General features: G+C 54.1%; 21 protein-coding genes and 1 riboswitch. Of the genes, 7 read left to right on the top strand and 14 right to left on the bottom strand.

The features are described from left to right. Positions 1-43: 43 nt before the first annotated feature. The 4 genes from K239x_RS27045 to K239x_RS27030 form a co-directional block, all read right to left on the bottom strand. On the bottom strand, positions 44-1,651 hold the full coding sequence (locus K239x_RS27045) for a type II and III secretion system protein family protein (protein ID WP_145421479.1): 1,608 nt from the start codon (positions 1,649-1,651) through the stop codon (positions 44-46). A gap of 283 nt (positions 1,652-1,934) precedes the next feature. Further along, positions 1,935-2,966, bottom strand: coding sequence for a Flp pilus assembly protein CpaB (gene cpaB, locus K239x_RS27040; protein WP_145421478.1), 1,032 nt, complete (start codon positions 2,964-2,966; stop codon positions 1,935-1,937). A 264-nt stretch (positions 2,967-3,230) separates the two neighbouring features. Then, a complete protein-coding gene (locus tag K239x_RS27035; RefSeq protein WP_145421476.1) occupies positions 3,231-3,824 on the bottom strand; it encodes an A24 family peptidase in 594 nt (197 codons plus the stop codon). A 446-nt stretch (positions 3,825-4,270) separates the two neighbouring features. Further along, positions 4,271-4,450, bottom strand: a complete 180-nt coding sequence (locus K239x_RS27030) for a Flp family type IVb pilin (protein ID WP_145421474.1) — start codon at positions 4,448-4,450, stop codon at positions 4,271-4,273. Positions 4,451-4,627: 177 nt separating this feature from the next. Further along, a riboswitch (cyclic di-GMP riboswitch) is annotated at positions 4,628-4,727 on the bottom strand. A gap of 249 nt (positions 4,728-4,976) precedes the next feature. Between K239x_RS27030 and K239x_RS27025 the strand changes: the two genes are divergently transcribed. Together K239x_RS27025 and K239x_RS27020 are read left to right on the top strand one after the other, a co-directional pair. Next, on the top strand, positions 4,977-5,192 hold the full coding sequence (locus tag K239x_RS27025; protein WP_145421472.1) for a hypothetical protein: 216 nt from the start codon (positions 4,977-4,979) through the stop codon (positions 5,190-5,192). A 109-nt stretch (positions 5,193-5,301) separates the two neighbouring features. Further along, positions 5,302-5,532: a hypothetical protein gene (locus K239x_RS27020; protein ID WP_145421470.1), complete on the top strand. Its 231-nt coding sequence runs from the start codon at positions 5,302-5,304 to the stop codon at positions 5,530-5,532. 38 nt (positions 5,533-5,570) lie between these two features. On the opposite strand, the gene K239x_RS27015 is transcribed toward K239x_RS27020, so the two are convergent. The 4 genes from K239x_RS27015 to K239x_RS27000 all read right to left on the bottom strand — a co-directional run bounded on the left by K239x_RS27015 (position 5,571) and on the right by K239x_RS27000 (position 12,121). After that, complete coding sequence (locus K239x_RS27015; RefSeq protein ID WP_145421468.1) at positions 5,571-8,117, bottom strand: DNA gyrase subunit B; 2,547 nt, start codon at positions 8,115-8,117, stop codon at positions 5,571-5,573. Between the two features lie 332 nt (positions 8,118-8,449). Continuing rightward, complete coding sequence (locus K239x_RS27010) at positions 8,450-9,598, bottom strand: acyltransferase family protein (RefSeq protein ID WP_419189446.1); 1,149 nt, start codon at positions 9,596-9,598, stop codon at positions 8,450-8,452. A gap of 198 nt (positions 9,599-9,796) precedes the next feature. Further along, the gene (gene rnhA, locus K239x_RS27005) at positions 9,797-10,255 is read right to left on the bottom strand and encodes a ribonuclease HI (protein ID WP_145421464.1); all 459 of its coding nucleotides are present in this window, start codon (positions 10,253-10,255) and stop codon (positions 9,797-9,799) included. A 33-nt stretch (positions 10,256-10,288) separates the two neighbouring features. Continuing rightward, positions 10,289-12,121 carry a sensor histidine kinase gene (locus tag K239x_RS27000; protein WP_145421462.1) on the bottom strand — a complete coding sequence of 611 codons (1,833 nt, stop codon included), beginning with the start codon at positions 12,119-12,121 and terminating at the stop codon, positions 10,289-10,291. Between the two features lie 691 nt (positions 12,122-12,812). Here K239x_RS27000 and K239x_RS28995 point away from each other — a divergent pair. From K239x_RS28995 to K239x_RS26975, 4 genes are all read left to right on the top strand, one after another. Further along, entirely contained in the window at positions 12,813-14,267 is a 1,455-nt protein-coding gene (locus K239x_RS28995; protein ID WP_419189444.1) for an SHD1 domain-containing protein, read from the top strand. Positions 14,268-14,449: 182 nt separating this feature from the next. Then, on the top strand, positions 14,450-14,971 hold the full coding sequence (locus K239x_RS26985) for a GrpB family protein (RefSeq protein WP_145421457.1): 522 nt from the start codon (positions 14,450-14,452) through the stop codon (positions 14,969-14,971). Between the two features lie 227 nt (positions 14,972-15,198). Further along, entirely contained in the window at positions 15,199-16,869 is a 1,671-nt protein-coding gene (locus tag K239x_RS26980; RefSeq protein WP_145421455.1) for a serine/threonine-protein kinase, read from the top strand. Further along, on the top strand, positions 16,866-17,234 hold the full coding sequence (locus tag K239x_RS26975; protein ID WP_145421453.1) for a hypothetical protein: 369 nt from the start codon (positions 16,866-16,868) through the stop codon (positions 17,232-17,234). Before K239x_RS26980 ends, K239x_RS26975 begins: the two co-directional genes overlap by 4 nt. 73 nt (positions 17,235-17,307) lie before the next feature. Here K239x_RS26975 and K239x_RS26970 read toward each other — a convergent pair whose 3' ends face one another. The 6 genes from K239x_RS26970 to K239x_RS26945 all read right to left on the bottom strand — a co-directional run bounded on the left by K239x_RS26970 (position 17,308) and on the right by K239x_RS26945 (position 24,040). After that, positions 17,308-19,059, bottom strand: a complete 1,752-nt coding sequence (locus tag K239x_RS26970) for a cellulase family glycosylhydrolase (RefSeq protein ID WP_145421451.1) — start codon at positions 19,057-19,059, stop codon at positions 17,308-17,310. Positions 19,060-19,152: 93 nt separating this feature from the next. Further along, positions 19,153-20,130 carry a type II secretion system F family protein gene (locus K239x_RS26965; RefSeq protein WP_145421449.1) on the bottom strand — a complete coding sequence of 326 codons (978 nt, stop codon included), beginning with the start codon at positions 20,128-20,130 and terminating at the stop codon, positions 19,153-19,155. 86 nt (positions 20,131-20,216) lie between these two features. Further along, on the bottom strand, positions 20,217-21,188 hold the full coding sequence (locus K239x_RS26960) for a type II secretion system F family protein (protein WP_145421447.1): 972 nt from the start codon (positions 21,186-21,188) through the stop codon (positions 20,217-20,219). Between the two features lie 77 nt (positions 21,189-21,265). After that, complete coding sequence (locus K239x_RS26955; RefSeq protein ID WP_145421445.1) at positions 21,266-22,585, bottom strand: TadA family conjugal transfer-associated ATPase; 1,320 nt, start codon at positions 22,583-22,585, stop codon at positions 21,266-21,268. A gap of 416 nt (positions 22,586-23,001) precedes the next feature. Further along, positions 23,002-23,382, bottom strand: a complete 381-nt coding sequence (locus tag K239x_RS26950; RefSeq protein WP_145421443.1) for a hypothetical protein — start codon at positions 23,380-23,382, stop codon at positions 23,002-23,004. A gap of 109 nt (positions 23,383-23,491) precedes the next feature. Further along, positions 23,492-24,040 (bottom strand): hypothetical protein, encoded by a 549-nt coding sequence (locus K239x_RS26945; protein WP_419189443.1) that lies wholly within the window; start codon positions 24,038-24,040, stop codon positions 23,492-23,494. 375 nt (positions 24,041-24,415) lie between these two features. Between K239x_RS26945 and K239x_RS26940 the strand changes: the two genes are divergently transcribed. Then, positions 24,416-26,896 carry a DNA gyrase/topoisomerase IV subunit A gene (locus K239x_RS26940; RefSeq protein ID WP_419189442.1) on the top strand — a complete coding sequence of 827 codons (2,481 nt, stop codon included), beginning with the start codon at positions 24,416-24,418 and terminating at the stop codon, positions 26,894-26,896. Positions 26,897-26,969 lie beyond the last annotated feature (73 nt).

The raw sequence follows: 26,969 nt of genomic DNA, 5'->3' as shown, positions 1-26,969 counted from the left end.
ATGAGCGGATGGCTCGTTCAATACGTTTGCTGCTTTGATCTGGTTACTGTACTGGAGCAGTAATCGTGACGCCTTGGCCAACTTCGATTGGTTGGTTTTGTGGCACGATTGCACCAGGAGGTAGCGTCGATGCAGAGTGGTGCCCACCATTGCCGTAGGATGGAGTACCGTACTGAGCCGAACTGGAATTGTTGGTCGGATCGAGCAACAAGTGATCGCTGCCAGGTTGGATGTTGTAAACGCTTGGAGTACAGCCATCGCCACCGAGCATGTTGGGTACTTCGATGTGACCCTTCATGTAAAGCTCTTTGTCGTTAGGCGACGTTGAGTTGAGGCCCGGGCCACCGCGTGGGACTTCGTGTGGGTCCATTGCGTCGACCAGTTCAGGTGTGACCGTGATCAACAATTCGATATCGTTGCGTCGCTCGGTAACCCGTCGAAACATTGCTCCGAAGTAAGGGATTTCACCGAAGAACGGCGTGGCTTTCACGCTGGATTCAGTTCGGCTCTGCAACAGACCGGCCAAAGCCAGTGTCTGTCCGGCAGAAAGCTCAACAGCGGTTTCGACATACCTTTGGCTGAAACCAGGCACGAGCGTACCGGAAACATTCAGACTGTTTGCCTCGTCGATCTCTTTGACTTCTGGACGAACTTCCAAGCGGATACGCCCGGGGCCGACTACGAACGGTAGAAAGTCAACTGACGTTCCAAACTCTTCGTAGGCAACGGTAACCGAACCGTTACCAGCGGGAACTGTGTAAGGCACTTTACCGCCAACGATGAACCGTGCAGGGCGTCCATGAGTCGCAACGACGGTTGGCTCAGCAAGGAACTTGACAAGATCCTCTTGCCGAAGAGCTTTGATGAGGGCGTTGAAATCATTCGACAGGATCTGAACGTTTCCGCCGTTGGTGATCTGCGAAATTTCCAAAATCCCGTCTGTCACGACCGACTGCGGCACATCGATCAAGCTACTAGGAGCGTTGATGATGGATTTGCCGGAGCTAATGTAGTTCCAGTCAATTCCCAAGTCTCGCAACTTCGTTCGTGACACTTCCATGATGCGGGTGTGCAACAAGACTTGTTGAACACCGATCACTTTGATGTTGTTCACTACCGTCGCGTAATACTGTTCGACGATCGCAACGGCGCGATCAACGTCGTCGGCACTGGTCACGTAACCAGATACAATCGCACTGCTGTTGACTGGCAAGACTTTCAGCGTTGCCAGCGGCAGTTGCGATCCTAGAATGCCTTCGACTTCGCGGGCGTCAGCCAACACAGTCACGTCGACCGTGTAAAGCTTGTCGTTAGTGTCCCACAAGTTCAGCTGAGTTGTGCCAGGTGTCTTGGCGAAGATTTGAATCTGGTTTTGCGATACGGGGGTCGCTCCCAGCACTTCTTCGTTGTGGACTTGGAACTTTGGTACCCGGGCTTCCAGCGTCAAGATGCGACTGCTCTTCACCAACATCTCCAACCGCTCAACCGACTGGTTGATGTTGTGGTTGGCCGCCGAGTCAGCGGAAGTCAGCTGTACCGCGTCGGCCGAGTACGCAGGCGTATCTGCGGTGACGGCCACAAGGCAGGCGACTGATAAGATTGCAGCAATTCGTTTTTTAACGAACTGAGCTGATAGACGGGTCGTTTCCATCGCGGGTGCATCCTTGCGAAGGACTCAATTGATCGAATGAATCGCGTTGGGAAACGCGGATTCGATCAGCAGTTGCAGCCAATGCATCCTTGCATCAACCTAGCTGAAGTCCGTGCGGGTAACGGGTAAGTTAGGGTAGTTGGGTCTCTATCCTTTATTCGGTCTGATACGGGTGGAAGCTGAGTTCCACTACGTAAAAACGACCGAGTAAATTTACTTTGGCAACCGAAGTTGCCTCTGTCTGGCGCAGTCCATCCTGCCTGGTCTGATCAAGCGATGTTGATCACTGTCCAGGTTGAAAGAACGGGCTCTCTTCGCCGTTGAGATGACTTAATTCGTCCTTCTCTCCGGCGGGTGTTTTGTTTCCGGTTGGATCAATGTCGTCCAGTTCTCCAATCGTAACGCCCGCTCCTGTATCTGCGATCAAGCGGGGGATTGGATCGCCCTCGGTCCATTCATATACTCGCATCCGGCCAGCGACGATGCTGGTTGTTCGGAATACTTTTTTCTTCGCTTCGGGCGTTGTGTTCTCGACGACTTCGACGGTTGGGGTGTCGGCAGCACGTGCTTTGGCTTCCGCCGCAAGTCGCTCTTGCTCTTTGCGGTGATCAGCCATCCACGTCAAAAACTTTTGTCCGGTAGCACTGACTTCACCCTCGGGGACGTCCGATTCGTAAGCACTAGGATTTCCAAGCGACAGTGATACTTCGCCGTTGCGTTGTGCCAACATCCAAGCTTCGTGGTCTGCATTGCGGATGGCCAACGAAATGGTGCGGACCGATCTGGCTTTGACCGCTTCAGGGTCGTGTTTGGTTTTTCCATCCAGCGCGAACACTTTGACGCCCGACAGAATCGTCATCGTTTTTGTTTCGGGGAACAACTCGTTTTTGGTAAAGTAAGCGTCGACGTCAACTCGATCGCCCTGCTTGACCAAGTTTGCGATGCCGCTGTTTTGATCGGCTTTCATCGAAACGACGCGGTAGCCTTTGGGAACGATGATGTCGTTCTTTTCGTTCATCAGTTTCGCTTCCAATACCGGTTCACCGGCAAGGAACAGCTGTTTGGCGAAGCGGCCTTCTAAAGCAGCTAGGTCTGATGTCGCACCTTGGGGAACACGGTCTGCTGGCCAGTGTTCCAAGCGAATTTTGTCAGCGGTGATTTCTTCTTGGTCACCGATTTCTTGAGCCGTGACAAAAATTTCCACGGTCTCGGTCGTACCCGAGCCGCTGTTGGCATTCATCCACTGACTGACACCGATTGCGGCTACAGTTCCGCAAACACAAGCGAGCAGCAGAAAAAGTGATTTGTTTCGCATAACGTTTTCGGGGGAGAGGCAGTGTGGAGATTTCTAGGTAAAGGTGCCAACACTGCCAAAGAGTTCGCCGTCGGGCAATTGCGAAGAGTTCGCGTATCGCCTCGATTGATGTATCGGTTCGCGAACCCACCCATCAACAGCACGGCACCCATCCGGGCTAATGTCAACACGACCAGCGAGGGCGACGCAATTGCGTCTTCTCGCCCAGTCGTTAAATTTCAACATTCGGTCTCGATGCCACTGTTCAAGTGGCCAGGACTTGGATCAAACCAGCATTCCGGCGATAGCAAAGTATGCGATCGATCCGATTGCCATCGGGATACCGTATGGCAGCAAGTACATGGTTGGTTTTCGCTCACGAGCGATCGACGCTAGTTCGGCTGGTTTTTTGGTTTTCCACTCGCCGATGATTTGGTGAGCCATGGCGTAGTGTTTGTGCCAGTTGCCGCTCTTGAGAATCATGACAAGACCCATGACGCCACCGACGATGGCAGTGGCCGCGAAGGCGTACAACGTGACTTCCATGCCCAGCCAGGCACCAACGCCAGCGAGCAGTTTCACGTCGCCTGCTCCCATGCCGCCGCGGTTGCGCAGCAACAGCAGCAGCATCATGCCAACAAAAGTGCCAAGCAAGCTGAATAGCAATCCGCCGCTGACAAAGTCACCGTTGACTGAGTAGCTGGCATAGCCGAATCCGCCCTGGATGGTGCAATGAACCCATCCCATTACGATGAAAGGGAAAGTCAGCCAGTTGGGGACCTTCAAGATGGCTCCGTCGATCACAGCAGCGACGACAAGAACAATTGTGACGAACCATACGGTCCAGTTATCTGTGATGCCTTGGATCAGCGTTTCCATCGATCAGTTTCCCCGTGAGAGATGATTATTTGTGCGAATGATTCGTGACCGCCAGGTTCGCCGCGATGGACTTGCGCGATAGCTGGCAGAAGGTCTGTGTTTTGGATTGCACTCTTAGCGAGGACCGATCATCCAGCTAAACATCGCGAACAGGAGTGTCACGAAGCAGCAAGAGAGTTGCCAAGCGTAAGCAGCGGCATCGGCGGGCAGGAGTGGATAGTTCATCTTGAATTGCCTCCCCCCGAAAGTGTGCACTGTGAGTGAGAGGTTGATTTGACGCGGACGTTGTATCTGTTGGGAAGTCACGAAGCCGGTCGATAGGATTCAAACATCGTGTCGATGTTTACATGCAAAAAGCCCGACGCGGCCGATGCGAACCAGAAGTTCGCATCGACATGGCGTCGAGATTTTTCTCGTCGAGCTCGCTCGCAATGAGCGAATTCGATTTAGTTGGCACCAATAGCTGTTCCAACTTCCTCGAACTTAGCGTTTGCGTTGGTACCGATAGTACCGACAGCTGCCAAGCAAACGACGACGATCAAAGCAAGCATGACGGCGTATTCAACTGCAGTTGGGCCATCTTCTTCTTTAAGAAATGCAACGATGCTGTTTGTGAAGTTTTTCATCTTTATTCTCATATTTCGGTGAGTGCCAGCCTCCGAAGAAGTCAACACTCGGCGATGTTAAAAGGGCCAATTCAACATGAATGGGTTCCCAAAAAATGGGGGCCAGCTTCATCTTCCGACATAACACGCACCTTGGAACGATTTCATCAAAAGCAAGCTCTTGATTGGATCGTTTCCCTCGGCAGTTCGGCTTTCCTGAGACAACCAACCTTGGTTGGCTGCCCACGGACCCGTAACTTTGCGTCCCGCCTTCTCAAGCGGTTTGCCTTTGTCTGGGAGGTTCAGGCTGACTGAGATTTTGACGCTCCATCAAGATGGTTTGCCTCGTCTCAGTAGTGAGCAACTCGCGTCACTCACTTCCTCTACAAAAACCTATGACACAATTCACGGGAGTCAAAAAACTACGGTCAAGTAATGCTTGTCGATCAGGCAAACGGCCGGGTCATGCCGGTTGTGTCAGCCACGACAGGTAAAACGAGGGAGAACGTGGTTGAATTGAGCTTTGAATCTTTGGGAGGGTGACTCGATGCACGAAAAAATGGAGCACATCAGTCACCTCAAAAGCATCGTCAGCGTCTCGGTCAACGCCTCAGTTATGTTCAGTAGCTCGTTATTGCTAGCATTACCGGACGCAGTCGCCACAACCGACTCAACCATCGCTCGGAGGATGACGGAAAACGATCATCTGGGCGACGGGCACTTCAATATTGTGCCGGCAAGCGTGTCCGATGCTTTCGGATAGGGTGGGGGACGCGTGATGTAGGTCACGGCCGATGCCCACAAGGCGGTCGCCTGAGTGGCGATCCCAGAAGTGGTGTAAGAAAGCTGCGAAGAATGAAAAGCAGATGCGGATGCATTACGATCGCGACGGAAAGATTAACGATCGCAAGTATCAAGATGCCGAAACAGTCGAGCTGTCCAAGATGAACCGGATGAATCCGTACGACCCGCCAAACCTGCAACCGGTTGATGACGATGCGAGCCGAGATCGTCGTGCAGCAGAAGCTGACGATATGCCGAAATGGCTGCTCGTGGGTTTGGTGATTCTGGTGCTGGCGGGGATTGCTGCAAGTCTTTTTTGAGCAATACCCCCCTGTGAAGCCAGCCATCGCATTGGCCGCTAGATGTCCAGGTTTCTGACGTCCAGGGCGTGCTTTTCGATGAATTCGCGACGTGGTTCGACTTTGTCTCCCATCAACAGGCGAAACATTTCGTCCGCAGCTCCGGCGTCGTTGAGGTTAACTTTGACCAAGGTTCGGTTTTCGGGATCAAGCGTTGTTTCGCGGAGCTCCTCCGCGTTCATTTCGCCCAGTCCTTTAAAGCGAGTGACTTGCAGGCCTTTTTCACCAGCCGCGCGAACTTCGGGTAACAGTCCTCGAAGATCTTCGACCGCGCGTCGAACTTCGTCACCTTCGCCTCGTACCAATTCAAAACGAGCGGTGGTTGATCCTGTTCGGTCGGCGGGAATCAAATCGTCGACACCGAAACCGAGTGGCTGGAGGTCTTTCAGTCCACTATTGATCGTCCGGACTTCGTGAAGCTCGGTGAGGTGAGCGATGGTTTTTCCTTCCACCTCGGCCGCTGCTTCGGCGACTTCGCCTTCGACGTCGCTGATTTCGCCATCGCCATCCAAGTCGTGTTCAACGTCTAAGGTCAGATTGTTTTCGTTGAGGTGCTTTTCGACTTCGTCTTCTTGGTGGAACCAGTGCTCGATGCCGTCTGACGTCAACATCAGCGGCGGTAGCTTATTAGTGACTGGATCGAGTCGCTGGACGTGGGCACGCAGCGAAACACCGTGTCGCTCGAGAGCTAGGATCGCGTCTTCCATGGACGCCAACGTGACGCAGAGGGCTTCCATTTTGTCGCCTTCAACGCGCCGGCCATCTTCAGCCTCGAACACGGTGTCTTTCAAACCACGGTCAAGCAACTGCGATTTCATTTCTTCGTCGGTCTGGACGTAGTACCGATTCTTGCCCTGCTGAACGCGGAACAACGGCGGTTGGGCGACGTAGACGTGGCCTTTGGCGACCAGTTCGTACATCTGGCGATAAAAGAAACACAGCAGCAGTGTGCGGATGTGACTACCGTCAACATCCGCGTCAGTCATGATGATGATCTTGTTGTAGCGGCGTTTGGTTAAGTCCTGGTCGGCGCCGATTCCGGTTCCGATCGCTTGGATCATCGACTGGACCTCGTTGTTTTCCAAGACCTTTGCTTCGCGGCTCTTGTACGCGTTGATGATCTTACCGCGAAGTGGCAGGATGGCTTGGTACTGACGCATGCGACCGCCTTCGGCCGATCCACCGGCCGAGTCACCTTCCACCAAGTACACTTCGCACTCTTCCATGTTCTTGCTGATGCAGTCACGCAGCTTGCCCGGCAAACCGCCGCCGCCGAGCGCGTTCTTGCGACTACGCAGTTGGTCTTTTGCTTTACGGGCTGCTTCGCGAGCTTCGGCCGCCAGCAAACCCTTTCGCACAATCGATTTGGCCGCGCGAGGATTTTCTTCCATGTATTTTGCCAGCGATTCGCCAACACCGCTGCTGACAATGCCATCGACGGCGCTATTGCCCAGTTTGGTTTTTGTTTGGCCTTCGAATTGCGGTTCGGGCACGCGGACGCTAATGACAGCCGTCAGGCCTTCGCGAAAATCGTCACCACCGGGCGTGACTTTGGCGAACAGGTTTTCGCGTTTGCCGTAATTATTCAGCGTTCTGGTCAGTGCCGAACGGAAGCCTGATACGTGCGTACCGCCTTCCATGGTGTGAATGTTATTGACATACGACTGCACATTTTCGGTGTACTCGGTGCTGTACTGCAGTGCGATCTCGTACTCGACGCCCTCTTTGGCACCCGAAATCTGAATCACGTCGGGGTGAAGTGCGTCGCTGGCGCGGTTGAGGTGTTCGACAAATTCGACGATCCCGCGCTCGTACAAAAAGTCGCCGCCTTCGCCGTTGCGTTCGTCCAAAAACTTGATTCGCACGCCACTGTTAAGAAACGCGAGTTCTTGGAGTCGTTTGTAGAGCGTGTCGAAGTTGTATTTCGATACGCTGAAAATTTGGTTGTCTGCTTTGAACGTCGTTTTGGTTCCGGTTTTCTTGGTCGCACGGCCTTTCGCGATCGGCGTTGTCGCCACACCACGTTCGTACTCTTGTGACCAAGTGAACCCGTCCCGGCTGACTTCGGCTTTGGACCACTGGCTCAGGAAGTTGACGACTGTTACGCCGACGCCGTGCAAACCACCGGAAGTTTGGTAGGCACCTTTTTCAAACTTGCCACCAAATTTCAGCACGGTCATGACGCCCTCGAGCGTGCTGACTTCGCGATCAAATTCGACTGAGAGTTCTTCGTGCTTTGTGACCGGAATGCCGCGACCATCGTCTTCGACGGTGACGCTGCCATCGGTGTGTACCGTGACCGAAACGTATTTGGCAAAACCTGCCATGGCTTCGTCGATCGAATTGTCGACGACTTCGTAGACCAAGTGGTGCAGCCCACGGGTCGATGTATCACCGATGTACATGCCCGGACGCTTTCGCACATGGTCCAAGTCAGACAGGTGCTTGATGTCGTCGCCGGTGTATTCAGCGTTGGCAGCAGGTGTCGTTGAGTGGGAGAAATCTTCAGGATTGGAAGGTGATTCTGGCGTGGGAGCGTCGCTCATGGAAACCTGCGTCAAAGACGTAGAAAAGGGAGCCAAAATGGCCGTCGATTCGATCCCCGAATTATAGGCTTTTGCTGTGTTTTACGCGACATGGGCGACGATGTTTCGCTGCTGCTGATGGGAATACTCCCAATGCGATGGCAATGGAGTCGCATAGCAAGATCAATTGAGCCAGAAGTGATCATTTTGCAACTATTTTGCCCGCCGACGAGACTTGCAAATCGGGCCTATCGCTTGGGGACGCTCAGAAGTGGAACGTAACTGTGTTTGGGGCCGAGGAGCTGGGAATAGAGGAGCTTGGGAATACTGGTGTAGGCCTGCCAGGGATCGGTTTAAACGCGTAAAAAGATGCGGTGGCGATACATGAAAAATAGCAGGAGCCACTTGATCGCTAGGATTCCAATCAGCAGGACCAAGCCAGAAGATTCACCGGCTAGGTTCGCCAAGCCGCCAAAGAAAAATTGGGCGATGTCATGAAAATTGACGATCCGCTGACCGACGTAGATCGTGATCGCGTTCATCCCAATCACGACCCAGAAAAATGCGAGCCGGTGAAAGGCAAGTACGTCGACGACAGCATAGAAAAGCGATAGCAGCAGCAGGCTCCAGCCGCCCGCTACCAGCACAAAGCTGCTTGACCAAAGGTTCTTGATCACCGGAAACGAAAGTCCCCAGGTATGGCCGACCAGTAAACTGATCGCGCCAGCTACCGCTAATCCGACCACCTTGTGCCAAGGACGTGCGGCGGACTGCAACCATGTTCCCGCCAAGAGGCCAAGCAAGGCGGTTGCGATGGCCGGTATCGTCGACAGGAATCCTTCGTTGTCGCCAAAGCCATAGTACTTCTCCAGAATGATGCCTGGCATGTAAGTGCGATCAAGGTAGCCGGCCAGGTTTCCTTGCATCGAATAGTCTCCCGCTACGCCGCCAGGAGCAGGGACCCAGGCTAGGAGTGCCCAATAGCCCAGCAAGATTGCTGCCGCCGCCGCTACTTGCCCTCGCCACGACGAATGCAGGTAGAGGATCGCCGCAAAAACGTATGCGATTCCGATTCGCTGCAGTACGTGGGCGTAACGCATGTTCGCAAAATCAAACTGCAGGGCGCCGTTCACTATAAAACCCAAAAGGATCAACAACGCGCCACGTCGAACGATCCGGCCGTAAACCAACTTCGGACTTGCTGTGTACTTTCGAAGCGAATAGGGGAGCACACAGCCGACCAAAAAGATGAAGAGCGGAAAGATCAGGTCGTAAAACCGAAACCCTTCCCAGGCGACGTGTTCAAATTGCTGGGCGACTTGAGCGGTCCAGCTCTCAGGGTCATCCTGAGGCAAGATCGCGCTGGCAACGGAAGACCCGCCGATAATCCAAAACATATCGAAACCACGCAACGCGTCGATCGACAAGACTCGCTCGTTCTTGCCTGGATTCGTTTTGTCCAGACCCGTCGATGGTGGCAATGGACGGTCAGTGGTATTCATCAAAGTTTCCGTAGCGAGAACAGCCAGTGAGATTTGGTTGTCGACAGAGCGACTTGCATTGAATACTAGTCGCATCTGGATCCCGTCACATCATTGCGATGGACGGAAACGATGGTTGGCTGGCTCGTTGGCTGGCTTGCTGAACTAGCACAACTGTCCGTCTGGCAGCGTTGCTGCCAATCGAGAGATTCGATGGAGCTAGCGTTTCGTCAGATAACGCTGATAGGCTGCGACTGCTAACACATCACAACGTTCGTTTTCGATGTGGCCATCGTGGCCTTTGACGTGCTCGAAATGAATGGAGTGTTTTTGCATGGCTTCGTCCAACTGCTTCCACAGTTCGACATTCTTGACGGGCACCAGTTTAGAACCGTCTTTGCGTTTCCAGCCGCGTTTTTTCCAACCCGCCATCCAGGTTTTCATGCCCTGCAGAACGTAGGTGCTATCGGCGTACAGGGTGACTTCGCAAGGTTCGTTGAGGGCCAAAAGTCCTTGAATGACCGCCATCAACTCCATGCGGTTGTTGGTGGATTCGGGTTCGCCGTCGGAACGTTCGAGTTCTTTATTGGTTTGGTTGCATCGCAAAATGAACGCCCATCCGCCGGGGCCTGGATTACCGCTGCAAGCGCCATCGGTGTAGAGTTCGACCTTTTTCATTGAGAATTCGATTTTGCGGAAGGGACGGTTTCGTTACGGCAATGCGACGTTGGAAGAGGTTCGCGCATCAGGCGTAGCACTCGGAATCAAATCAATCGGGGCGCGATCACTAAGTCGCCAAGGCAACACGACCCAGAACGTACTGCCGCGCCCCAGTTCGCTCTCGAATGCGATCTCCCCGCCGAGCAACTTGGCGAGTTCCTTGACGATCGACAAGCCCAACCCGGTGCCGGCAAACTCGCGCGTCAGCCCGTCGTCGTCGAGAACTTTGTGGCTTTGCCTGAATTTTTGAAAGATGATCGATTGATCCTCTTCGGCAATTCCGACTCCGGTGTCAGTGACTTGCAATCGGAATCGTCCGTCCAGCAAGTCAGCGACGCGGACGGTGATCATGCCGCCCTCGGGTGTGAACTTGATCGCGTTGGACAGCAAGTTGTTGATGATTTGCCCCAGCTTGTTGGGGTCTTGAAACGCGGACGGAAGGTTGGCAGGAACATCCACACTGACCGAGATGTTCTTGTCTTCGCTGAGCGATCCGATCATGTCGCACTGGGCGGACACCAACCGCGCAAGATCAAATTCGCTGCGACGGACTTCCATTTTGCCGGCTTCGACTTTGGCCAAGTCCAAAATGTCGTTGATCATCTCCAGGAGTAGACGACCGCTTTTTTGAATGTTTTGCGCGTACCGACGCTGTTTGTCATCCAACGCTTCGATCCCCTGCAGAACGTCCGAAAACCCGATGATGCTGTTCAGCGGCGTGCGCAGTTCATGGCTCATGTTGGCCAGGAAGTCACTCTTGAGACGGTTGGCTTCGTAGAGCTGCAAGTTCAGCTGCGCGAGTTGGTCGACACGGCCATCAAGTTCCTCGTTGACTTCTTGGATTTGATCCTGTGTCTCTGTCATGTGACGAAGCATTCGATTGAACGCGTCGGCCAGTTCGCGAAATTCGTCCTCGGTGTCCAGCGTCGCACGTTGATTGGTATCGCCATGCGTGATCGCATCACTCACGTCGCGCAGGTGATAAAGCGGCTTCAAAACCAAGTAGCGAACGATCGCGTGCAGCACGAACAACGTGACGGCGACGATAAGCATTGCCAATGCGATGATGATGGCGCGAATCCAGGTCGTCGTTTCTTGCGTGTCTTGATAAGGCATGCTGACGCGGATGACACGAAACGGATACTTCTTTGCGATCGACATCGAGTCTTCATCTGACGACGACATATCCGGCGACAGCGAAATGTCTTGGTTGGTCGGTTGATGACACGGAATGCACGACTGCGTCGGAAACACTGGCTTGTAATAAATGTATCGATCATCGACCGGACCGATTTCGGCAAACACGGGTGTCGAGACTCCTAAGCCGATGCGGCTCATCGCTTCGTTTTCGCCCAGGTCCAGAGCTTCGGTGATATCCGGACGTCGCTGTTCAATCTGGTTGGACAGTTGAGATTGATACTGCCCTTTGAGGTCCATCAGTCGTTGCCGTTCGCCTTCGTCGGCAGGCAAAGTTGGCGGCGGCAGATTGTCAAAGGTGACCGGTTCTTCCAAACCTAGGACGGCAAATTCGATGTCCTCGTTTAGAAAAAGCGATCGCTGGGCTTGGACTTTGTTGCCGATTGTGGTCGACGAGTCTTCGTTCAATCCGTTGGCCCAAGCCGAGTTGGCGTGAATCATCGTCAATTCCGCGGCGCCGTAGTCCTGGGCTCGTTGGCGCGTCGTGTTCTTGACCAACTCTTTACCAAGTTTTTGCACCACAAAGAACGCACCGCACATCAGCACTGAAAGCGCAGAGCCAAAAAAGAGCAGGCATTTCCGCTCCAAGCTCATCGATGCAAACAGGCCTTGCAGCAGGCGGAACATGGACGTCTTTCTCCTGAGAAAGCGGCGGAATTGATCTGAATTGAAACCCGTGATGTGGCGAGAAAGACACGGTTTGGCGAGTGTGACGGATTTGCGGCGTCGAGGGGAGTCGAGTTTTTAACCGGTGAAATCGCTGCAATCCTCCAGGATACCGCAAACCATCGTATTTGTTCATTTTACCTGCTTGTGAGTCCATTTTCGCACAACTAGCATAAGCGTTCGAATTTCCCAGATGGCGATTTGGTCGTTTTTCCTCCGTATCTGACCACGAAGATTGCAGATTGGTCCTGCTGATTTGCCGCTGTACGGTCCTGCCGTTTTGCGATGCGTGAAGATCGGAGTGAGAAAAAAGTGAAGGCGAGCTGGCTTGGCTTATCGAGCTAGCGGCCGCTGACATTGCCGCCCGCATTGATTGCCTCTGAATCCGACGCTTTCGCCCACGTCCACGGTCAAATGCCGTGGAGGAGTTGCTCAAAACATGAATCGTAAGGTCCGATACTTCTGCCGTTGGACAATGGTGGTTTGCCTGATCGCGCTCTTCAGCGCGAGCCCTGCTTCGGCTGGTTGGCTCTTGAACAAGATTCGCTGCAAGCAACGATCTCGCTGCAAACCAGCCTGCGTTGTACCCGTGTCATGTTGCCAAGTCGCACCGACCTGTGAACAACCGGTCGCGTCGTGCTGCCCCACGCCAGTGGCAAGCAATGTGGTGGTTGCGTCACCGATGGTGACTTACCCCGCTCCGCCCGTCGAAATGGCTCAACCGGTCGCTTCGGCTTGCTGCTGTAACGCATCGATCGGAAACGTCATCAGTCACGAAGTCATCGGTGAACCGATCATGATGGATTCGACCCCGATGATCGAAACCATGAGCGTCGAAGCTCCGATGTTTGATTCGGTTGACTACGGTACGCCGTTGGATGCGGGACTGATCGTTGGCGAAGAACCAGTCATGTCCGCACCTGTGATCGTCGAATCAGAGACTTCCCTTTCGGATCAAGGAACGACGTCCGGCGATAGCGTTGCTCCCGCCGAAACAGCGGTTGAATCGACTCCGGCAGAACCAGTTGCCCAGGATCCGGTTGCCAAAGATGCTGACTCGGCGGTACCGCCAACACCGATGCCAGCCGAACCAAAACCCGCGGACGATACTCCCGTCGAACCAGCACCTGCTGAGGCAAAGCCTGCTGACGACACACCAGCTGACACTGCACCAGCCGACGATTTGTTCGGTGCTCCTGCTGCTAAGGATGCTGCGGCTCCCGCTGCCGTGGATGATCTATTCGGCGCACCTGCCGCCGAAACCCCCGATGCTGCCGCACCGGCTGCTGATCCTTTTGGGGCGCCAGCTGCTCCATCTGAAGCAGTGCCAGACGCGGCTACCGACGGCGCTGCGGCTGCGATGGATGACTTGTTCGGCGGTGGCGAACCAGCCGCAGCCGGATCCGATGCTGCTCCCGCCAAAGACGCGGCTCCCGCTGCTGATCCCTTCGGAGCTCCCTCGACCCCCGCCGATCAAAAGGCTCCTGCCATCGACGCTGGTGGCCTTGATGACTTGTTCGGCGGTGGTGAAGACGCCGCGCCGATGGGTGACGCTCCTGCAGCTGCACCTGCTGGTGACGATCCTTTTGGTGCTCCCGCGACTCCGGCTGGCAACGACAAAGCTCCTGCTGCTGACGCTGACTTGGATGATCTGTTTGGTGCTCCCGCCAGCGATGCAACTCCGGCGACGACCGACAGCATTGATGATCTGTTTGGCAGTGCCGGAAATGTGGCGACGCCCGAGAACATGATCGAAGAGTTGCCTGCACCGATTATCGATTCGGTGAAGGAAACGATCGCAGAGAAACTGGCGACCGAGGAGGTCTCGGCCAAGCCGTTGCGTTTGCAAGTTGTCTCGGCACCACGAGTCGTGTCGATCAATCCGCTCTCAGAAACTCGCGTGCGAACTTGGATCGACAACACTGGGCAGTTCCGTACTGCTGGTCGTTTGATCGAAATCACTGCGACCCACGTTCGTTTGCTCAAATCGAATGGGCGAACTTGTACCGTGCCCGTCGATCGCATGTGTCCTGCGGATTCCGCTTACGTCAAATCGCTTCGCAAGCAAGTCGACGATACGCGGATTGCTTTGTTGACCAGCAAGTAATTGCAGTCATCGACTCGATCGAGGTCACATGACAACGATCCGATAAATTCAGAAAAGCTTGGTGCGAATCGTGCCAAGCTTTTTTTGTGCGCCGACGAATCCGACATGCTACTTGCAAGCGACGGCAATCGCATTGGGGGTTATCGTAAGTTTTGGACTTGAAAGGTCGCTAGAATGGGAACATGCCCACCGTGCGACTGATGCATTACGACCCCCGTTGGAAACAAGAGTTTCAACAAACGCGAAGCAGTATCCTGCAGACTTGTTTGGGCTGGGTGACGGCCGTAGAACATGTCGGCAGCACAGCGATTTCCGGCCTAATCGCTCGACCGACCATCGATGTCCTGGCGGGCGTGGACCCGTCAAGCGAGGATCCCAGCGGCGCGATTCTGGAGTCAGCCAATCTGATCGAAGGCCTCAATTTTCGCAGGACGCCGACGACCGACTGGGCAGGCGAGTCGGTGATGCTGGAAAAACCTCGTCATGGCGATCCCACGCACCGAGTGTTTTTGGCGAAAACCGATTCTCCGTTTTGGCGAAATGCGATCGCATTGCGTGATCATTTGCGTGACAACCCTGACGTGGCGATTCGCTTTGAAGAGACCAAAATCGCACGCTGGAAGTCAGGCCAAGGCGATGAAGACCGGTATTGCACGGACAAAGCCATCTTCTTCACACACTTGATGGACCAAATTCAACACTAAGCGTTGATGAACCACCCGTGCCGTCTGGCGGGGTGAAAGCGGGGTCAGCCGAGCACTTCTGGCCCTGATGATGCCAGTGGAATGATGCGCAGGTACTTGGCGGACTTCGGCTGTGCTGGCTTGTTTTGACTGGGACGTGGTATCGTTATAGTTGATCGCATCGGCAGCTCGGTGTGGTTGCACCTGCTAATGTTGCTTTCTTTTCTTGTCATATAGCCGTCGACACGATGCCACGAAGTCGCCTTGGTCCGCTCGCAATCGAAACCAAGCTGGGCAACCCATCGTCCAGTAGTTCTGTCTGGCGAGCCATTCACGTCCAACTGAAACGCGCCATCGCAGTCAAGATTTTTGCGGCTCCCTTTGGCGGTACTCCCGAAGCACGCGCGATCTTTTCGCGCGAATGGGATGCACTGAAAAAAATGCAGCACCCGGCGATCGCTCGCTGTTTTGGCGGCGGGTTTGAAGAGACCGATGCTTACTTGGCGTACGAGTTAGTCGAAGGCGAAACGCTAGCGGATCAATTGGTTCGCAAAAACCGGCTGTCGTGGGAATCGGCGTTGGATATCGCCGAACCGCTCGCTGACGCACTGGAATTTTTACACAGCAACAACGTCATCCACGGCGCGATCGAACCAGACAAGATCATGATTGCCGGGCTGAGCCCCGTGTTGTTGGACGTGCGGATGGATCGCCGCGGCACCCCGTATCGGACCAATTCGCCGATCACCGCCGCGCAGGTTGCATTGATGGCGCCGGAACAGCAGTCGGGCGAACCGATCACGGCCAGCACTGATATTTATGCACTGGGCGCCTGTTTGTATTTGGCGATTACGGGCGACCCGCCCATTTCGGGTTCTTCGATCGAAGAGATTCGCAGCAACATCAAGTTTCAAACACCTGTCGCTCCGGCGACGATTGTGTTGGATTGCCCGGTGTGGCTGGACAAGGTCGTGATGCAAATGCTGGAGAAAGATCCAGCGCTGCGGCCACCTCATGCCAGCGCCGTGAAATTAGCCTTGGCCGAAGTCCGTAAGCGTTCTATGTCTCGCACGGGAGTGGCTGAGCACGTTTCGTCTGGTTTCAGCGCGTTGCAGATGACGGACCAAAAGCAACGCGATGAGGCGCGCACGCTGCTGGGCCGTGAACTGGTGGACTTGGACGAAGACGAAGCGCCCGATGCCACGCTCTGGCACGACAAGGCCTGGGTGCTGATCGGCACGCTCGTGCTGTTGATGGGACTGCTGGCATGGGTGGCTTGGCCGTCGAGCGAAATTTCGCTTCGCCAAGACGCTGAGGCATTGATTGCCCAAGACACGCGATCGGCGTTGGCTCAAGCCAAGCTCCAACCGCTGCGGCAAATGTTGGCCAAGTTTCCCGATGGCGAGCATGCCGATTGGGCTCGCGACCAAATCGACCAAATTGATGTGACGCTGTTTATTCACCAGCTTTCGGTCAAGATCAAAAACAATTTGCCGATTACCAATCAAGGCGAATTGTTACACAAACAGGCGCAGGAGTATGCCGGCATTGGCGATACGTCAAAAGCGCTGGACATGTACCGAAGCATCATCACAGTCTTAGGTGACGATGACGATTACAAAGTCGCGGTCAACGCGGCCAACGTACAGATTGCCACTTTGGAACAGTCCAGTGTCAAAAACACTGAAGCGTTGCGGATTGTCCAACGAGAACTGGACGAAGCCGAACAATTGATGAGCGCAGGCCGAGTCGTCGAGGCGCGAAATATCCTTTACAGCTTGGTCAAGTTGTATGGCGACAACACTGATTTGGCGCCGTTGATCGAAGAAGCTCAAGACCGTTTGGCAGCCAAAAACGCTGGCCGCCTCACGGTTCCAAAGACCAACGAAAGCGTACCAGAGGGGAAACAGAAACCATGACCGATCACTCTGGCGGTTACCCTGCTGATGAATCACCGATCGAAGCCAAATTGGCTGCGCCGCCGCCTGGCGGGATGGACGTTTCGGACGACGGGATGGATGGCGGTGACGGTTCGCCAAGCCTAGACAACACAGGCAAACACAAATCCAGCAAACTGCAAAGTCGCGTCGCGGTGCTGAGTATCCTATTTCTGGTGACCGGGGCGATCGGTGTCCCGCTGCTGTGGGTCAACCCAAACTTTTCGCGTGGCGAACAGGTGTTTTGGACAATTGTCGTGTGTCTCTACACGCTGACACTACTGGCCGTTTTTGGCGGAATCATGTGGTGGCTCTACCGCCGGTTGATTGATCTAGGCGCAATCTAGTCGTGCCGTTTCGCGGCCCGACTGTTTAATGGTGTTTGGACACCAGAATTTGACGTCGTTGTTTTGCATCGACCTAAAAGTACGTCAGCCAATTGAATATTTGACTGAAACGCCAATACAAGTATCGAGCAAAGAAACCTCTGCGTTGCTCTAGGTCGTTCAAGGTGGACACCCAAGCTAGCTCCCAACCCCAATAGTAGCGTCGGGCGATGGCATCGGACTTTATCGTTTGAACATAGTTGTTCTGGAATTCGTCGGTGCTGCTGGTTTTCCATGCAAACCAACTGACGTTGTACCGCTCCATTGACTGCTGTCCGAAACGATCCCGTCCGAACCCGCGTGCATCTGGATCGGACGAATCGGGCACGACTCCGGTGGGGTAACCTTGTTCGGTATTGATGACCGGATATCGGCGCATCAAGCGACGAAGGTTGCGGGGACTGTGTGCAAGCAAGTCAGTGGTGTCGTAGGGATGAAACGCGATCGAAGCGTTGTCAAAGGAGACGCCAGATTCTTCCAGCTCTTGCGTGACTTTCAACATCGACCGTCTACCGAAGTGAGCCGTATTGGAAAAAGTAGCCAGTACTAGGTGTGTGTCAGGAGCTGTTTGGCGTACACGCTGGTAGCATCGCGTGATCGCTTGGACGTCCTTTTCGACGTAGTTGTTGGGGTGGTAGGCGACCGGTTCATTCATCAGTTCAAACAAGACATTGGTGCGATCTTTCAACAGCTCGGATGTTAAATCCCAAAACGCATCCAAATAGCGGGTCGATCCCGTTTGGTAGGGAAAGTGAAACTGACCTGTCGGAATTGGCACCGTTGTCTCTGGCAGTTCGTCTTCTTCAGCCGCTTCATCTTCCAATGCCAGGTCGGTTGGCAGTGTTTCTCCTAAAGGTGTTCCTTCGCTTACTTCATTTTGTGCTAGTGCTTCGGCGTAGAAGTTCCAATCAGGATCTTCGTAGCCGAATCCATCATGATAGTTGATCAAGACGTACATCTGTCGTTGGGCAGCTAAGTCCACGATGCGAGAGAGTTGTTCGCGAAGCGCGGTCTTGTTGGCCTCCACGATCGCGTCGGCTTCTTCTGCGCTGCCACCTTGAACTACCACATCTTCGGGCAGAAGCGAAAGAAATGGGTACGGACGATCCAGGTTGTACATGGCATTTCCATGAGAACGCTGCCATGGATCGAAGAAAACAAAACGCACTGCATTGACACCCTGCGCTTTCATCTCGTCCCAGAAGGCAGGATCTAAATTGCTGTCCTGTTCTTCGTTTTGAGCGATTTGCTTACTGCGGTATTGAAAGGTCCAAAGACAGACCCCACGCAGCAGTTCACCTTGTCCGCCGACCACTGTTTTGCCCATGCGAGTCGTACGCACATAGGGTCGCGAAACCGATGGCAGTGAATTGCTCGGCGTGACATTATTTCGCGCGACATTGGGAAGACGCGCCGCAGCGGGTTGGGCTGACGCGGGCGTAATCGATACGGCGACGAAGCACAAAACGATCAAGACGGCAAAGCCAAATGGGATCCGAAGCAGGGCAAACGAGTTCATAGTGCCGTCTTGATTGGAAGCTGAAGGGACGCGGAAGTTTGCTAAGGGTGGAGGTTTGCTAAGGATAGTGGGTTCGGGTGGTTCTGTAATGCTCCAATTCGATAGTCCGGCATCGGGGGTCTCTAAGGGGAAAAACAGCGACTGTGCCCGTGGAATTTGGCTGTTTTGAGGGCGAACCAGAATCAGCAATGCCGGTTCGGGACGTTTGCCTCCGTCGGTCGCTGGGCGGACGGGGTAGCCACGCTCGACCACCTTTTCAGCAAGCACGGCGGCATTTCGAACACGAAAAAACCGGAGGCCGCGTAAAGCGACCTTCGGTTGTTGATTCTTTTGTCGTCGGTGTCCGACGTGGCGACCGATCTACTTGGCAAGCATGTTGCGGTACATGCTGATACCGGCAGGGCCCACCAGCACAACAAAAATGCCTGGGAAGATAAACAGCACCAACGGGAAGATCATCTTTACGGCCGTCTTCGCTGCTTTCTCTTCGGCGATCTGACGACGTTTCGTTCGCATCGAATCACTTTGGACTCGAAGTGCCGTCGCAACGGACGAACCAAACTTGTCAGCTTGAATCAGAATCGAAGCGAGTTGTTTCAGGTCATCGACACCGCTGCGGAAACCCAAAGCCTGAAGCACTTCGGTACGTGTGCGACCAAACTGAAGCTGTTGGTTTGCAATTCCAAACTCTTCGCCGATCTCTTTGTGGCTCTTTTCCATTTCTTCGGCGACTTTACGAAGTGCCTGGTCCATTCCCAGTCCAGCTTCGACACAAACGACCATCAAGTCCAATGCGTCGGGGAGGCCCAGAAAGACTTTCTCCATGCGTTTCTTGGCAAGGTAGTCCAAGATGAACTTAGGGCCGAAATACCCGATCACCACACCCAGGGCCAGTTTCATCAGCATGCCCTGCGTCAGACCGTCTGCGACCAAGCCAAGCACTCCGCCGAAGATCAGACCGGCACCCGCCAAGATGACTTGCAGTCCCTTGAACAGCACCGGAGTTTTTTCGCCACGGAATCCAGCGTTCATTAGCTTCTCGCGAAGCACGCTCATTTCTTTTTCGTTGCCGACGATATTGTCGGCCATCGGCATCGTGGCTTTTTCCAAAGCCGCCGACATCTTTTCTTTCTTGGATTGCGACCGCGCCAGTGATTCGTTGGACGTGGAACCGCTACGCCGACTTCGCATCATGTCGAGTCGAGCTTCTGCGCGAGGCTTGTCGCCTCCGCTGACGCGTCCGATGGTCACCCATGCAACTGCGGTGACCGCAAAGAAGATGGCGACCGAAGTGATGACAACGGGGCTTAGGATGGCTGCGAAGATCAGTAACGTCATGATCGGGTTCCTGGTTTAACTTGGCAAATTGCCAAGAAGCAAAGTCAGTAGTTGAGTGGGTGTAGGATTTTGCGTGGAGAAAGTGTTTAGACTTTGATCGTGATGATCTTTTTGATGACCAAGGCACCGATCAGCTGAGTGACCAAGGCCAAGCAAAGCATGTAACGTCCGATTTCGTCCGTGAAGAGTTGCATCACGTACTCGTAATTCAGTTTCAGCATCACCAAGAACAGAACCGGCGGCAAAGCCAGTAGCACGGCACCACTCATTCGGCCTTCACCGGTGAGAGCTTGGATCTGACCAAGGATCTGAAGTCTTTCGCGAATCAGGTGCCCGATCTTGTCCAGGATTTCGGCAAGGTCACCACCGGTTTGACGCTGCAGGATCACAGCGGTTGCGAAAAAACGGAGGTCCATGTTGGGAACACGGTTCGCCATTTCTTCGATCGCTTCGTCTAACGGAATGCCCAGGTTTTGCTCTTCGAATGCACGTCCAAATTCTTTTGACAAAGGTTCTTCCATTTCGGAAGCGACCAAACCGAATCCAGCGTTCAGCGAGTGACCGGCGCGAAGTGATCGACCGATCAACTCCAATGCTTCGGGCATCTGCTTGCCAAACTTGTTGAGACGTTTTTTGCGTTTCAGGATCAACCATCCCACTGGCAGCAACGCGAACGTTGCCCCCAAGATTGGGGCCAAGATCACTGGTACGGGAGAAATCATGCACAGGGCAAATCCGGCGCCAAAGCAGGCCAAGATGATGAATGCGAATTGAGCGGGCGGCATTTTGACGTCCGCTTGATCCAAGTAGTCGCCCAGGCCTGGCATTCGTTCGAGCATTTTGCCCATGAAGCCAGTCGTTTCGTCGAACGATCGACCCGTCAGGAGGGTCGCTTGGGATTCTTCACCCATGCCACCACCGCGACGCCGCGAAGCCATCTGTGACAGGCGATCTTCGGTTGCCGATGATCTGCCATCGGGGAGGAAGATGTTGACGGCAAATGCGAGGATCGATGCAACAAAAACACCGACAGCGACAATGATGACAATTCCGCTCATGACTGAACTGCTAAAACTTGGGTTGAAAACGTACTTGGAAATACTCAGGTAACTGCGTCTTGAATCACGCGATGGCACTAGGCTTGCATGATGACGCGTTCGCGGAACGCACTGGCAGGCAAGCGGACGCCGGCACATTCCAGTTTGTCCATAAAGCTTGGGCGAACACCGGTGCACTCAAAGTGGCCGTGTGCTTTGCCTTGCTCGTCGATGCCATTTTGCTTGTAGCGGTAAATGTCTTGCATGATGATCGTGTCTTGTTCCATGCCGACGACTTCGGTGATCGCCGTTACCCGACGCGGTCCACCTTGCAAACGGTTGGCTTGGATCAGAACGTCGACCGCACCGGAAACTTGTTGGCGAATCGCTTTGACGGGCAGTTCAAAACCGCTCATCATGACCAGCGTTTCCAGTCGTGCGATGGCGTCACGCGGCGTGTTGGCGTGAATCGTTGTGAGCGATCCGTCGTGACCCGTGTTCATCGCCTGGAGCATGTCCAATGTCTCACCACCACGGCATTCGCCGATGATGATTCGTTCGGGACGCATACGCAGGGCGTTCTTGACCAATTCGGTTGCCGTAACCGCACCGGAGCCTTCAATGTTGGGTGGGCGAGTTTCCAAGCGAACGACGTGGTCTTGTTGCAATTGCAATTCGGCCGCGTCTTCGATCGTAACGATTCGGTCTTCGTGGCTAATAAACGATGACAGCGTGTTCAGCAAAGTCGTTTTACCCGAACCGGTACCGCCGGCGATGATCATGTTTAGGCGAGCCTTGATGCAGCCTTCCAGCAGCATGACCATTTCAGGTGTGAACGCTTTGTAGTTCAGCAAGTCTTCCAGTTTCAGCGGGTTGCTACCGAAACGACGAATCGAAACAGCGGCTCCGTCCAAAGCCAACGGAGGAATGATCGCGTTAACTCGCGAGCCGTCTTCCAAACGAGCGTCAACCATCGGGCAAGTTTCGTCGACACGACGACCGACTTTGGAAACGATTCGGTCGATGATCTGCAGCAGGTGCTTGCCGTCGCGGAATTCCACGTCGGTCTTCTGCATCTGTCCGCCTTTTTCGACGTAGATGTTCTTCGGGCCGTTGATCAGGATATCGCTAACGGCGGGGTCTTTCAGGATCAGTTCCAGTGGTCCCAAGCCGAATGTTTCGTCGAGAACTTCGTCAACGATTTTTTCGCGTTCTTGACGGTTCAGCAGTGTTTCTTCTGCGTCGCATAGGTGTTCGACAACCAGCCGAATTTCGCGGCGTAGTGTGTCACCCTTCATGTCTCCTACGCGAGAGAGATCAAGTTTGTCGACCAATTTGCCGTGGATACGACGTTTGATTTCTTCAAATTTGTCACTGCCTTTGGATTCGGTAGCAGCTGAAGGGTTGCGAGTTGACATTGGTCTTTTTCCTTGGTCGCGTTTGCTCTGAATGGTCCCGTGCGTCTCATCAGGAACCCCGATGAGTTGTTTTTGTGCAGGTCATACCGGTTGAATCGCTTACGCAGACCTTGCGCAGCTGTCGGACCAGTTGACCCAAACAAACATAGAACGCTAATAAGGAAAAGCCGGAACAACTCGGAAGGTTTTGGTGATCCAGCAGGTTTCTGCAGCCCTTTCAGAGTGACGAGGCACCCTTGGTGTTAGGTGGTGAATCGGATCCGCCCTCGTCGCAGTCCAGCGTGATGCAACTTAAGTGCACGGCCGATGGGAGCGAGAAAGATATCAGTGGTGAAATGCTCCCGCATCGCGCACGAAAAAACGCTCGAGCACTTTTGCACTCGAGCGTTGTCGTTTTTGTTTTGTTGATCAGCGGATCACCAAGGACCGCGGACGTAGTAATATCCGAATTGATCGGTATGACTGCGATGAGGCCAAGGCGTCGGCCGAAAAGCCCCGCGTGATGCTGCGCCAGGTGAATTAGCGCTGCGTCCGAATTGATGGTGAATTGGCTGCATCAGGTTTTGACTGACGCCCCACGAATACGTCTGTCGCATGCCGACGGTTGGTGGCACGACCATGGCTGTCGGTTGTCCCGTTTGCTGAGCGTAGTATCCGCCATGCCAGGGGCGATCCATGGAAAAGTTGTGGGACCAGACTTGGTACTGAGCGTACGGGTCGCCCGCTTGAGTCTCGGTAGCGGCGGACGCCAGCAACATCGTCAACAGGCCAGCGGCGATCAAAAGTTTACGATTCATAACGTATTTGATTGAGGTAGTGAGTGGACGATGACTGGTTTACTCTGGCCGAACGCTCCGTGGGGGAACTTCGGTAGGCCGACCGCACGGCGGTCGGCCACGGGTTTTCTTAGCGTGGCAAACGAATCTTGTTCCAGTACAGATTGCTAATTGCCTGACGCACTGGCGGTGAGTAATACACTGCCTTGGTGCGATTCATGCCCCGTCCATTGTCATAGTAGTTATGAAACTTGTTGGTGTGGTGATACAAGTATTCTTGGGGATAAAACGGCTGGTACGTGTAAAACGTGTGGCCCACGCGAGCTGGAACGGGACCTGGCGACACATACATCTGGGCGTTGGCCCGGTTGGCGTTGCCTTGGGTGTAGTAGTTGTAGAAAAGGTCGGGCTGCCCATAGGTGCGCTCATTCGTTCCGCCCGCCACCATCGATCCTTCTTCGACGATCGATTCTCCGCCGACACCGGCGTCGCTATTGGAAATGTCACCCACGTAGCTGCTAGAGGCGGCGGCTTCGTCGCTAACAACTTGGCTGCTAACCACGAATTCGTTGGCGTTGACATTGGAGTTGACGGCTAGCGACGCGCCCAGCGAAACGGCACCGAGGGCCAAGGCAATCATCGGAGTGGCTAGCGGGTTTTTTGATGCAGAGAGTTTCATGGGATTTGGTTCCTCCAAGAACCATGCAAGCCGCGTCGTCTGACGCTGACAATTCATTATCTGTCCGTAAACTTCGCCGATCGACGACGGCGAGCCAAAAAAGCTCGAAAGTCCTGGCATGTATTCTTGTCCTTCGGAGATTCAGCAGCCGATGCAGTAGGTTTGCGGCCGATCTCGTTTTGATTGGGGCAATTGGATCATTCGATACGACCGGCCCCTCGCAAATCAAAAGCCTTGTCATCCACGGTTCCCTTGCAGGTACCCCGGTCGGTATAAACTGCCTGGCCGGGCAGTCTTCCCAAGCTGCCTGTTTTAAGGCGGCACGGCCTTGCTTCCATTTAGACCATTACGTTTTCGAGAAAAGGATATTCCGGAGTGGCAAAAGGTCGATCTCGCAAAGGTGCTGGCGGTTCCGGTGGCCGCAAAAAGACTCGAGCGTCAAAATCCAGCAAGGATGACGGTTCGCTTTTTGACGCGCTCGACGAAGACGGTTTGCTCAGTTCGATTCCGCTTCGGCAAGCCGCTCAGGAACGCTACCTGAACTATTCGCTTTCGGTTATTACCAGCCGAGCGTTGCCGGATGTTCGCGATGGGCTGAAACCAGTCCAACGCCGAATTCTGTACACGATGAGCCAGCAGGGCCTGAACGCGACGGCCAAACACCGCAAGTGTGCCAAAGTGGTCGGCGACGTGATGGGTAACTATCACCCGCACGGTGACAGTTCGATCTACGAAGCACTGGTGCGGATGGCGCAGGCGTTTTCGCTGCGAATGCCATTGATCGACGGTAGTGGCAACTTTGGTAGCGTCGATGGCGACAACGCGGCGGCCATGCGTTACACCGAATGTAGGATGACGCCGATCGCAAACGAAGTGCTCGCGGATCTGTCGACTCGTACGGTGGCATTCAAGCCGAACTATGACGGAAGCCGCGAAGAGCCCGTGGTCTTGCCCAGTCGGGTGCCCAATTTGCTGGTCAATGGTGCGACCGGAATCGCGGTGGGAATGGCGACCAACATTCCGCCGCACAACTTAAAAGAAGTCTGCAACGCACTTTTAAAGCTGCTGAAGAATCCAGAGATCAAAGACTACCAATTGGTCGCGGAAGACGCGGTCCGTGGTCCTGACTTTCCCACCGGTGGTCAGATCATCAATAGCAAGGAAGAGCTGCGCGAGATCTATCAGACGGGCACCGGTTCAATCAAGCTTCGCGGTACAACCAAATTGGTTGCCAAAGGGCGCGGAGCAAAAATTCTGCAAATCGTTTCGATCCCATTCGGTGTCAACAAAGCCGCGATGGTCGAACGCATCAACGAATTGGTTTTCACCGGAAAGCTGCCGTTGGTGATCGAGGCACGCGATCTATCAACCGAAGAGATTCGCGTCGACTTGCCGCTGAAGAAAGACGCGGACGAAAACAAAGTCTTGGCGTACTTGTACAAGCACACTGATTTTCAAAAGAACTTCAACGTCAACCTGACGTGCTTGGTACCGACGGAAAACCCAGAAGTCGGCCAGCCCAACCGCTTGGGGCTCAAAGAGATCCTGTGGCACTTTCTGCACTTCCGCATGGATGTGCTTACACGGCGGCTTCAGAATGAGCTTGCCAGCCTGGAACGACGCATTCATATCCTGAACGGATTTGCGTTGATCTTCGATGCGCTCGATACGATCATCAAAATCATTCGGGCTAGTGACGGCAAAGCGGACGCCGCTCAAAAGATAATGAAGAAGTTTCCGCCCAAGAACGGTCGCGGCGGACTGGATGCCGAACAGACCGATGCGATCTTGGAACTCAAGCTCTACCGGCTAGCCCGCTTGGAAATCAATGTCGTCTTGGACGAATTGAAGGATAAGAAACGCCGTGCCAGCGACATCCGAAAATTGCTTGCCGACGACGACAAGGACTACAACGAATCAGGACGGTGGAAAATCATTCGCGGCGAAATCGAATCGCTGATCAAGGACTACAGCAAAGACCCACGTAACAAACGTCAGTCAGAAATCACGACGGTCGAGGAAGAGCCCGAATACAGCGCCGAAGATTTCATCATTGCTGAAAACTGCCACGTTCTGATCACCGCCGACGGTTGGGTCAAACGACAAAAACTGATCGCTGATCCGGCCAAGAGTCGCGTTCGCCAAGGGGATAGTATTCTGGCTTGTGTTTCGGGCAGCACTCGCGAAACGATCGGATTCTTTTCGTCCAAAGGCGTCTGCTACACGGCGCGAATGGTCGACATCCCTGCGTCCACCGGGTTTGGCGATCCGGTTCAGAAACTATTCAAAATGAAGGACGGAGAAAAAATCATCGCCGTCATGTCGTTCGATCCTCGCGTCTTGCCAGGAAACGTCAAGGAAGATCCTAAGAAGCCCGAACTCTGCCCCGAGATTCACGGTTTCGCGGCTTCGTCCAACGGTTACGGATTGCGATTTGGGTTGGAGTCGTTCGTCGAACCATCCACGCGAACCGGGCGTCGTTTCGCGCGAGTCTCTGGGGATGCATCAATCATCGACGTCGCTGCGATCGATGGAACCGAAGTGGTGTTGTCGATTTCAAAGAATTGTCGCGCCATGGTCTGCGAAGTCGAAGAAATCAATTATCTCTCCGGTGCCGGCAAGGGGGTCCAGCTTTTGCGATTGGCAAAAGACGACACGTTGCTGGGATTCAAGTGCAGCAAAGGCGATCGAGATTTGCTGACGGTGAAAACCAACCGCGGCGCCAAGAAAACCATTTCGACGGCCAAGTATCGCGTGACATCGCGAGGCGGTCGGGGCAACGAGATCCAAAAGAACGGCAAAATCGCCGAGATCATCCGTGCCCCCATCGAGCCACCGAAGAATTTTGACGAATAAGACGATAACTTTGGAACAGTAGTCAGTTCACAATGACTTCGTAAGCCAGTGGCTTACATCAAGCTACCTTGGA

This window comes from Stieleria marina (assembly GCA_007741555.1).
In the GTDB taxonomy this organism is placed as follows: Bacteria; Planctomycetota; Planctomycetia; order Pirellulales; family Pirellulaceae; genus K23-9.
This window is presented reverse-complemented; position numbering and strand designations above follow the sequence as displayed.

Bases quoted from the DNA above. Each gene is read 5' to 3' on its own strand.
- K239x_RS27045 (WP_145421479.1), bottom strand. From the start codon at position 1,651: ATGGAAACGACCCGTCTATCAGCTCAGTTCGTTAAAAAACGAATTGCT.
- cpaB (WP_145421478.1), bottom strand. From the start codon at position 2,966: ATGCGAAACAAATCACTTTTTCTGCTGCTCGCTTGTGTTTGCGGAACT.
- K239x_RS27035 (WP_145421476.1), bottom strand. From the start codon at position 3,824: ATGGAAACGCTGATCCAAGGCATCACAGATAACTGGACCGTATGGTTC.
- K239x_RS27030 (WP_145421474.1), bottom strand. From the start codon at position 4,450: ATGAAAAACTTCACAAACAGCATCGTTGCATTTCTTAAAGAAGAAGAT.
- K239x_RS27025 (WP_145421472.1), top strand. From the start codon at position 4,977: ATGCACGAAAAAATGGAGCACATCAGTCACCTCAAAAGCATCGTCAGC.
- K239x_RS27020 (WP_145421470.1), top strand. From the start codon at position 5,302: ATGCATTACGATCGCGACGGAAAGATTAACGATCGCAAGTATCAAGAT.
- K239x_RS27015 (WP_145421468.1), bottom strand. From the start codon at position 8,117: ATGAGCGACGCTCCCACGCCAGAATCACCTTCCAATCCTGAAGATTTC.
- K239x_RS27010 (WP_419189446.1), bottom strand. From the start codon at position 9,598: ATGAATACCACTGACCGTCCATTGCCACCATCGACGGGTCTGGACAAA.
- rnhA (WP_145421464.1), bottom strand. From the start codon at position 10,255: ATGAAAAAGGTCGAACTCTACACCGATGGCGCTTGCAGCGGTAATCCA.
- K239x_RS27000 (WP_145421462.1), bottom strand. From the start codon at position 12,121: ATGTTCCGCCTGCTGCAAGGCCTGTTTGCATCGATGAGCTTGGAGCGG.
- K239x_RS26985 (WP_145421457.1), top strand. From the start codon at position 14,450: ATGCCCACCGTGCGACTGATGCATTACGACCCCCGTTGGAAACAAGAG.
- K239x_RS26980 (WP_145421455.1), top strand. From the start codon at position 15,199: ATGCCACGAAGTCGCCTTGGTCCGCTCGCAATCGAAACCAAGCTGGGC.
- K239x_RS26975 (WP_145421453.1), top strand. From the start codon at position 16,866: ATGACCGATCACTCTGGCGGTTACCCTGCTGATGAATCACCGATCGAA.
- K239x_RS26965 (WP_145421449.1), bottom strand. From the start codon at position 20,130: ATGACGTTACTGATCTTCGCAGCCATCCTAAGCCCCGTTGTCATCACT.
- K239x_RS26960 (WP_145421447.1), bottom strand. From the start codon at position 21,188: ATGAGCGGAATTGTCATCATTGTCGCTGTCGGTGTTTTTGTTGCATCG.
- K239x_RS26955 (WP_145421445.1), bottom strand. From the start codon at position 22,585: ATGTCAACTCGCAACCCTTCAGCTGCTACCGAATCCAAAGGCAGTGAC.
- K239x_RS26950 (WP_145421443.1), bottom strand. From the start codon at position 23,382: ATGAATCGTAAACTTTTGATCGCCGCTGGCCTGTTGACGATGTTGCTG.
- K239x_RS26945 (WP_419189443.1), bottom strand. From the start codon at position 24,040: ATGAAACTCTCTGCATCAAAAAACCCGCTAGCCACTCCGATGATTGCC.